This window comes from Pantoea sp. CTOTU49201 (genome assembly GCF_032054795.1).
Classification (GTDB): Bacteria; Pseudomonadota; Gammaproteobacteria; order Enterobacterales; family Enterobacteriaceae; genus Pantoea; species Pantoea symbiotica.
This window is the reverse complement of sequence record NZ_DAMBSA010000360.1, coordinates 1-4039: the sequence shown is the minus strand read 5'-3', so window position 1 is coordinate 4039 and position 4039 is coordinate 1. Positions and strand designations below refer to the sequence as shown.

Here is a 4039-nt window from a genome sequence, read left to right as displayed (position 1 = left end):
TAATCGCCCACACCACCAGCGGCGGCGCCAGCATCGCGCCAATCGACGACCCCACGTTGAAATAGCCCACCGCGACCGAACGCTCTTTGGCAGGGAACCATTCGCTACTGGCTTTCAGGCCGGCCGGAATCATCGCTGCTTCGGCGGCGCCAACCGCACCGCGCGCCAGCGCAAAGCCACCCCAGCTGCCCGCCATCGCGGTTGCGGCACAGAAGATCGCCCACAGCACGGCAAACACCGCATAACCGATTTTGGTGCCGAGCATGTCCAGCACATAACCGGCCACCGGCTGCATGATGGTGTAGCACGCCGAGTAGGCGGCGACGATGTAGGAATATTGTTGCGTGGTGATACCCAACTGCGTTTCCAGCGTGGGCGCCGCAACGGCAATGGTATTGCGCGTCAGGTAGCCGAGCACCGTGCCCAGCGTCACCAGCCCAATCATGTACCAGCGTAGCCCTTTGATCTTACGCATTATTAACCTCGTCCAGTCTGTCGTTGCGGTTTTACCGCTGTAGTTATCTGGAGCGGGAAGATGTGAACAGTGCTGATCACTCCCGCAGTTCCTTGCCTGTGCCATTAATCCCGTTAGCAACGGAGCGAGAGGTTAACTTGTTATACAGCTTCAAAAGTTGAATGCCATCACATAAACCTTGCGGCTCATGTGTGTAAGGACGAAAGATCGTTAAAACAGCAATTTAGCGCAATATCCGCAACAGAATCGTCCATATACCCACAGTGAAACTGTCATTATTGTGAGTCGGATCGCAAACAATTTTGCCGTTCGTCTAAATTGGTATGATAACTTTTAGTTAAAAGCCACCTGGCTACAAAATGAGGAAGCAGGTATGTCGCGTTTTATGAGTGAGGATTTTCTACTCGACACCGAGTTCGCCCGTCGTCTGTACCATGACTACGCCAAAGACCAGCCGATTTTCGACTATCACTGTCACTTACCGCCGCAGCAGATTGCCGATAATTACCGCTTCACCAACCTCTATGACATCTGGCTGAAAGGCGACCATTACAAATGGCGTGCGATGCGCGCTAACGGCGTGCCGGAAGCGCTATGCACCGGCGATGCCAGCGACCGGGAAAAATTTAATGCCTGGGCGCGTACCGTGCCACATACCATCGGCAATCCGCTCTATCACTGGACGCATCTCGAATTGCGCCGACCGTTTGGCATTACCGATGTGCTGTTGAACGAACAGAGCGCGGAACGCATCTGGCAGCAGTGCAATGAATTGCTGGCGCAGGATGCGTTCAGCGCGCGCGGCATCATGCAGCAGATGAAGGTGAAAATGGTCGGCACCACCGACGATCCGCTCGATGACTTACAGCATCACCGCAAGCTGGCGCAGGACAACAGTTTCGACGTCAAAGTGCTGCCGAGCTGGCGTCCGGACAAAGCTTTCAATATTGAGCTGGAGAGCTTCCTGCCATGGATTCAGCGCCTAGAGCAGGTGGCGGATGTCAGCGTGCTGCGCTTTAACGATCTGCGTCGCGCCCTAAGCCATAGGCTCGATCACTTTGCGGCGCATGGCTGCAAAATTTCCGATCACGCGCTGGATGTGGTGCTGTTTGCGGAAGCAGATGAAGCCACGCTGGATGGCATTCTGGCGCGCCGACTGCAAGGCGCCGCGCCTTCCGCCGAAGAGACAGCCCAATTCAAAACTGCCGTGCTGGTGTGGCTCGGCAGCGAATACGCGCGCCGTGGCTGGGCGCAGCAGTATCACATTGGCGCACTGCGCAACGCCAATCGTCGCCAGTTCGATATCCTCGGCCCGGATGTCGGTTTCGATTCGATTAATGATGCGCCGCTGGCGATTCCGCTGGCGCGCCTGCTGGATGCGCAGAACCGCAATAACGCGCTGCCTAAAACCATCCTTTACTGCCTCAACCCGCGCGATAACGAAGTGCTGGCGACCATGGCGGGCAATTTCCAGGGGGAAGGCGAACCCGGCAAGATGCAATTTGGTTCGGCGTGGTGGTTCAACGATCAGCTGGATGGCATGCAGCGCCAGATGACACAGCTGGCGCAAATCGGCCTGCTGAGCCGCTTTGTCGGCATGCTGACTGATAGCCGCAGCTTCCTCTCCTACACGCGCCACGAATATTTCCGTCGTCTGCTGTGCCAGATGATCGGCAATTGGGTGGAGCGGGGCGAAGCGCCTGCCGACGAAGCGTTGTTGGGGCAGATGGTACAGAACATTAGTTTCAACAATGCGCGCGATTACTTCGGCATTGAGCTGGGAGCCTGATGATGCAGCGACTTAACCGTCACGATTTTCCCGGCGCGCACTATAGCGAACGCGTTATCCAGTTTGGTGAAGGCAATTTCCTGCGCGCTTTTATCGACTGGCAGCTCGACTGGCTTAATCAACATCAAGACACCGATGCGGGCGTGGTGGTGGTGCGGCCGCGCAATCGCGTGGTGGAAGAGACGCTTAATCAGCAAGATGGCTTGTACACCACGCTGATTCGCGGGCTAAACACGGCGGGCGAGCAGGTGAGTGAAGCTCGCCTGATCCGCAGCGTGAATCGTGAAATCCATCCGTATCAACAGTTTGACGAATTTCTCGCGCTGGCACGCGCGCCACAGATGCGCTTTGTCTTCTCCAATACCACGGAAGCGGGTATTGCCTTCGCTGAGCAGGATCGGCTGGACGATACGCCCGCCTCATCCTTCCCCGGCAAGCTGACGCAGCTGCTGTGGGCGCGCTTCAACCATTTTGCTGGCGCCAGTGATAAAGGTTGGCTGGTGGTGCCCTGTGAACTGATCGATTACAACGGCGACACGCTGCGTGAGCTGGTGCTGCGCTACAGCCAGCATTGGCAGCTGCCGCCGGCGTTTGCCCGCTGGGTGCAGGATCACTGTGCGTTCTACAACACGCTGGTGGATCGCATTGTCACCGGCTATCCGGCGGATAGCGCGGCGATCGAAGCTTCACTGGGCTACGAAGATCGCTATCTGGTGGCGGGCGAAGTCTATTACCAGTTTGTGATTCAGGGGCCGGACGCACTGGCGCAGGAGCTGCAGCTGCACGCGCTGGCGCCAGAAGTGAAGCTGGTGGACGACATCACGCCGTACAAAGCGCAAAAGGTAGCGATCCTCAACGGCGCACACACCGCGCTGGTGCCGGTGGCGTTTCAGGCCGGGCTGGAGAGCGTGGGAGAAGCGATGGATGATGCGCAGATGGCCGGTTTTGTCGATGCGCTACTGCGTGACGAGGTGATCCCCACGCTGGATCTGCCGCGCGATGAGCTGCACGCCTTTGCCGACGCGGTGCAACGTCGCTTCCGTAATCCCTTTATTCGCCATGCGTTACTCTCCATCGCCCTCAACGGCATGACCAAATTCCGTACCCGTTTGCTGCCGCAACTGCTGATGTCGCAGCAGCAAAACGGTCAATGGCCGGTGCGCCTGACTTTCGCCTTTGCCGCGCTGCTGGCCTTTTATCGCGGTGCAGAGGGCGAGCGTCACTGGCCGCTGCAGGACGACGAACACTGGCTGCAGCGTTTTGCTGAGCTGTGGCCAGCGGTAAATAACGATAAACAGACTCCGGAACAGTTGGTACGCGCGGTACTGAGCGATGCCAATCACTGGGGCGAAGATCTCACTCAGCGGCCCGGATTAGTCGCCGCAGTCAGCCAACACCTGCAAAACATCATCGTCCACGGGATGCGGACGGCGTTGACACAACTGAGATAACGCTATGCAAGATGCCATTAGAATACATTCACGCGACAACGTTGCTGTGGCGTTGCGCGATTTGCCAGCCAATACCCAGGTCGAAATCAATCAACAGACGATCTCCTTGCAGCAGGAGGTTGGGCGTGGGCATAAATTTGCGCTGCAGCCTTTAGCGACTGATGCGCTGGTGATCAAATACGGTTTGCCGATCGCGCACGCCACTCAGCCGATTGCGGCCGGTGAGATCATCCACTCCAGCAATGCGCGCACCAATTTGAGCGACGTGGATGAGTACGATTATCAACCCGATTTTCTCGAATTGCCGCCGCAAGCAGGCGACCG

The 4039-nt window shown here is 57.4% G+C and carries 4 protein-coding genes; 3 read left to right on the top strand and 1 reads right to left on the bottom strand.

Going from position 1 to position 4039, the window contains the following annotated elements:
• Positions 1 to 475: MFS transporter (locus RTY00_RS19905; RefSeq protein ID WP_312665734.1), on the bottom strand; the 475-nt coding region annotated here is incomplete at its 3' end.
• 373 nt (positions 476 to 848) lie between these two features.
• On the opposite strand from RTY00_RS19905, the gene uxaC reads away from it, so the two are divergent.
• From uxaC to RTY00_RS19890, 3 genes are all read left to right on the top strand, one after another.
• Positions 849 to 2264, top strand: coding sequence for a glucuronate isomerase (uxaC, locus tag RTY00_RS19900; RefSeq protein WP_312665732.1), 1416 nt, complete (start codon positions 849 to 851; stop codon positions 2262 to 2264).
• 2 nt (positions 2265 to 2266) lie between these two features.
• On the top strand, positions 2267 to 3715 hold the full coding sequence (locus RTY00_RS19895) for a tagaturonate reductase (RefSeq protein ID WP_312665738.1): 1449 nt from the start codon (positions 2267 to 2269) through the stop codon (positions 3713 to 3715).
• A gap of 4 nt (positions 3716 to 3719) precedes the next feature.
• A partial coding sequence (locus RTY00_RS19890; RefSeq protein ID WP_312665730.1) for a UxaA family hydrolase occupies positions 3720 to 4039 on the top strand: 320 nt, incomplete at its 3' end.

Excerpts from the sequence above, each read along its gene's own strand:
- uxaC (WP_312665732.1), top strand. The coding sequence starts at position 849 with ATGTCGCGTTTTATGAGTGAGGATTTTCTACTCGACACCGAGTTCGCC.
- RTY00_RS19895 (WP_312665738.1), top strand. The coding sequence starts at position 2,267 with ATGCAGCGACTTAACCGTCACGATTTTCCCGGCGCGCACTATAGCGAA.